Genomic DNA, 4,546 nt, shown 5'->3' with positions numbered 1-4,546 from the left:
ACCAACCTCCGCGCGGTCAACACCCCTTAACCCGCCCCCGGTCACCCACGGGATCAACACCCCCCCACCGCGGGGGCGCGCTACGAGCGCTCCCGCGCGGTGCCATATCCGAACCACTCCACGGAGGCCCTGCGGTGCACGAACTGCCGCAACAGCTGGCCAATGGACTCATCCTCGGCGCGATGTACGGACTCATCGCGATCGGATACACGATGGTCTACGGAATCATCCAGCTCATCAACTTCGCCCACGGCGAGATCTTCATGGTCGGAGGCTTCGGAGCCCTCACCGTCTACCTCTGGATGCCGGCCGGCTCCAACCTCCTCGCGATCATCCCCCTCATGATCATCGGCGGCGTCATATGCTCCGTCGCCATCAGCACCGCCGCCGAACGCTTCGCCTACCGGCCCCTCCGCGGTGCCCCACGCCTCGCCCCCCTCATCACCGCCATCGGGCTCTCCCTCGCCCTCCAGCAAGCCATCTGGAAGTGGTACCCGGACGCCAAGAAGGACCGCTCCTTCCCCCAGTTCAAGGGCGACGCCCTCGACATCTTCGGCGCCCACATCCAGCGCGGTGACATCTTCGTCCTCATCAGCGCCCCCATCTGCATGATCGCCCTCGGCCTCTTCGTCTCCAAGACCCGCGCCGGCCGCGGCATGCAAGCCACCAGCCAAGACCCCGACACCGCCAAACTCATGGGCATCAACACCGACCGCATCATCGTCATGGCCTTCGCCATCGGTGCCGCGTTCGCAGCCGTCGCCGCCGTCGCCTACGGGCTCAAGAACGGCCAGATCGGCTTCAAAATGGGCTTCATCATGGGGCTCAAGGCCTTCACCGCAGCCGTACTCGGCGGAATCGGCAACATCTACGGCGCCATGCTCGGCGGCGTCGTACTCGGCATCGCCGAATCACTCGCCACCGGCTACATGAGCGACGTCCCCGGCATGGAACTCTTCGGCGGCGGCGCCTGGAAGGACGTATGGGCCTTCGTCCTCCTCATCATCGTCCTGCTGCTCCGCCCCCAGGGCCTGCTCGGCGAACGCGTCGCGGATCGGGCGTGATAGGGATGACCACCAACACCACCACCACCACGCACCCCGCCCCGATCCCGATGCCCGCCCCCGCGGCCCGCATCACCACCACCGCAGGCGCAGCAGCCGCCCTCATCGGCACCTTCCTCGCCTGGACCTGGACCGACCAATTCCCCGGCGACCTCACCGTCACCGGCTACCCCGGCGGCCTCCAGGTCCTCACCCTCATCGGTGCCGCGCTCACCCTGCTCCTCGCCCTCTCCGGATACGGCATCCGCGGCCTCGGCTGGCTCACCCCCGCCGGCGCCAACAGCCCCGTCCGCCTCCTCGCACTCGGCACCTTCGGCACCACCGCCTACACCATCGGCGCCATCACCTACGACCTCGGCGGCGTCGTCAACCTCGAACCCGGCGCCTGGGTCAGCGGCATCGGCTCACTCATCGCCGTCATCGCCGCACACGGGCTCCCCGCCGACCAGCCCCTCCCCGACACCGGCACGCCCGCCGGCGGCTGGCAACGCTTCCGCAACGGCCTCAGCGCCCCCACCGCCCGCCGCGCCGCGCCACTCCCCGCCTGGGCCGAAATCCTCATCATCGTCGTCGCGTTCGGCATCGGCCTCTACGTCTTCGCCTACGGCGTCGACACCGACTACACCGAACTCTTCATCGGCTTCCTCATCACCGCAGGCTTCACCTTCACCGCCCTGAACCGCGCCGGACTCATCTCCCGCATCACCGCGCTGACCACGAAGCACCGCAACATCACCCTCACCGCCGCACTCGTCGCAGCCGTCTGCTTCCCCTTCACCCAGCAGAAAGAGGAATACGCGCTCATCGGCGCCAACATCCTCATCTTCGCGACCGTGGCACTCGGACTGAACGTCGTCGTCGGCCTCGCCGGCCTCCTCGACCTCGGATACGTCGCCTTCCTCGGCGTCGGCGCCTACGCCGCCGCCCTGGTCTCCGGCTCCACCATGTCGGCCATCGGCGTCGAATTCCCCTTCTGGGCCGCCGTCCTCACCGGCGCGGGAGCCTCACTGATCTTCGGCGTCCTCATCGGCGCCCCCACCCTGCGACTACGCGGCGACTACCTCGCCATCGTCACGCTCGGCTTCGGTGAAATCTTCCGCCTCACCGTGAACAACCTCAACGGCAACAGCGGCCCCGACCTCACCAACGGCTCCCAGGGCATCCCCAGCATCCCCGACCTCAACCTCTTCGGAATCGACTTCGGACTCAAGCACGACATCGGCGGCTTCACCCTCGGCAGGTCAGCCAACTACTACCTGCTCATGCTCGTCTTCACCGCCGTCGTCGTCCTCGTCTTCCGCCGCTCCGGAGAATCCCGCATCGGACGCGCCTGGGTCGCCATCCGCGAGGACGAGACCGCAGCCACCGCCATGGGCATCAACGCCTTCCGGCTCAAGCTGCTCGCCTTCGCTCTCGGCGCCACCCTCGCCGGGCTCGCCGGAACCGTACAGTCGCACGTCAACTACACGGTGACACCCGAGCAGTACCAGTTCGCCGGCTCCGTACCCCCGAACTCCGCGTTCCTCCTCGCCGCCGTCATCCTCGGCGGCATGGGAACCCTCAGCGGACCCCTCGTCGGCGCCGCACTGCTCTACCTCATCCCGGCCAAACTCCAGTTCATGCAGGACTACCAGCTCTTCCTCTTCGGCATCGCACTCATCCTCCTGATGCGCCTGCGCCCCGAAGGACTGGTCGCCGACCGCAGGAAACAACTCGAATTCCACGAGACCGGCCAGCTCGACGTACCCGAACCCCGGAAGTCCGACGACGCCGGCATCGCCAAGGCGGGGGCGTGACCACCATGACGACCAACACCGGCACGCCCGTGCTCGACGCCAACGGCGTCACCATGCGATTCGGCGGCCTCACCGCCGTCCACAACGTCGACCTCACCGTCAACGCAGGCGAAATCGTCGGCCTCATCGGCCCCAACGGAGCCGGCAAGACCACCTTCTTCAACTGCCTCACCGGCCTCTACGTCCCCACCGAGGGCAAGGTCAGCTACAAGGGCACCGTCCTGCCGCCCAAGCCCCACCTCGTCACCCAGGCAGGCATCGCCCGCACCTTCCAGAACATCCGGCTCTTCGCCAACATGACCGTCCTGGAAAACGTCCTCGTCGGACGCCACACCAGGACCAAAGAAGGCCTCTGGTCCGCCCTCCTGCGCCTCCCCGGCTTCACCAAGGCAGAGAACGCAAGCCGCGAACGCGCCATGGAACTCCTGGAGTTCATCGGCCTCCAGGACAAGGCCGACCACCTCGCGCGCAACCTCCCCTACGGAGACCAGCGCAAGCTCGAAATCGCCCGCGCACTCGCCAGCGACCCCGGACTCCTCCTCCTGGACGAGCCCACCGCCGGCATGAACCCGCAGGAAACCCGCGTCACCGAAGAACTCATCTTCGCCATCCGCGACCAGGGCATCGCCGTACTCGTCATCGAGCACGACATGCGCTTCATCTTCAACCTCTGCGACCGCGTCGCCGTACTCGTCCAGGGCGAAAAACTCGTCGAAGGCACCTCCGACGTCGTCCAGAGCGACGAACGCGTCGTCGCCGCCTACCTCGGCACCCCCTTCGAAGGCGCCCCCGGCGCCGAAGAACTCGCCGAAGTAGAAGCCGCCGAAGCCGTCGCCACCAAAACCGCGGTCACCACCACCGACACCACCGCCCCCACCGCCACCGAGGAGGAGGACACCCGATGACCGCACTGCTAGAGGTCGAGGACCTCCGCGTCGCCTACGGCAAGATCGAAGCCGTCAAGGGCATCTCCTTCAGCGTCGAAGCCGGCCAGGTCGTCACCCTGATCGGCACCAACGGAGCGGGCAAGACCACCACCCTGCGCACCCTCTCCGGGCTGCTCAAGCCGCTCGCCGGCCGCATCCTCTTCGAGGGCAAGCCGCTCACCGGCATCCCCGCCCACAAGATCGTCGCCCTGGGCCTCGCCCACTCCCCCGAGGGCCGCCACATCTTCCCCCGGCTGACGATCACCGAGAACCTCCAGCTCGGCGCCTACCTCCGCAGCGACAAGGCAGGCATCGAAAAGGACATCCAGCGCGCCTACGAGCTCTTCCCCATCCTCGGGGAACGCCGAAAGCAGGCTGCAGGCACCCTCTCGGGCGGCGAACAGCAGATGCTCGCCATGGGCAGGGCCCTGATGTGCCAGCCCAAGCTCCTGATGCTCGACGAACCCTCCATGGGTCTCTCCCCGATCATGATGCAGAAGATCATGGAGACCATCGTCGAACTCAAGGCCCAGGGCACCACCATCCTGCTCGTCGAGCAGAACGCCCAGGCCGCGCTCTCCCTGGCCGACCAGGGCCACGTCATGGAGGTCGGCAAGATCGTCCTCTCCGGCACCGGCGCGGACCTCCTCCACGACGAGTCGGTCCGCAAGGCCTACCTCGGCGAGGACTGAACCCGTACATACGCACAAGGCCCCCGCCCCCGGAACCGTCCGGGACGCGGGCCGTGTGCGGACTCCTC

The 4,546-nt window shown here is 67.4% G+C and carries 4 protein-coding genes; all 4 read left to right on the top strand.

Features of this window, described 5'->3' with window-relative positions; translation table 11 throughout:
* The first annotated feature begins 134 nt into the window (after window positions 1–134).
* Genes ACFVW8_RS22590 through ACFVW8_RS22575 form a run of 4 tightly spaced genes read left to right on the top strand, consistent with a single transcriptional unit; the run spans window position 135 to window position 4,478 of the window.
* A complete protein-coding gene (locus ACFVW8_RS22590; protein WP_389692717.1) occupies window positions 135–1,064 on the top strand; it encodes a branched-chain amino acid ABC transporter permease in 930 nt (309 codons plus the stop codon).
* Between the two features lie 5 nt (window positions 1,065–1,069).
* Window positions 1,070–2,860 carry a branched-chain amino acid ABC transporter permease gene (locus ACFVW8_RS22585; RefSeq protein WP_389692715.1) on the top strand — a complete coding sequence of 597 codons (1,791 nt, stop codon included), beginning with the start codon at window positions 1,070–1,072 and terminating at the stop codon, window positions 2,858–2,860.
* Window positions 2,861–2,865: 5 nt separating this feature from the next.
* Complete coding sequence (locus ACFVW8_RS22580; protein WP_389692764.1) at window positions 2,866–3,765, top strand: ABC transporter ATP-binding protein; 900 nt, start codon at window positions 2,866–2,868, stop codon at window positions 3,763–3,765.
* Window positions 3,762–4,478 carry an ABC transporter ATP-binding protein gene (locus ACFVW8_RS22575; RefSeq protein ID WP_389692713.1) on the top strand — a complete coding sequence of 239 codons (717 nt, stop codon included), beginning with the start codon at window positions 3,762–3,764 and terminating at the stop codon, window positions 4,476–4,478. The genes ACFVW8_RS22580 and ACFVW8_RS22575 overlap by 4 nt, the downstream gene beginning before the upstream one ends.
* Window positions 4,479–4,546 lie beyond the last annotated feature (68 nt).

It is taken from the genome of Streptomyces sp. NPDC058221, assembly GCF_042882365.1.
Classification (GTDB): domain Bacteria; phylum Actinomycetota; class Actinomycetes; order Streptomycetales; family Streptomycetaceae; genus Streptomyces.
This window is presented reverse-complemented; position numbering and strand designations above follow the sequence as displayed.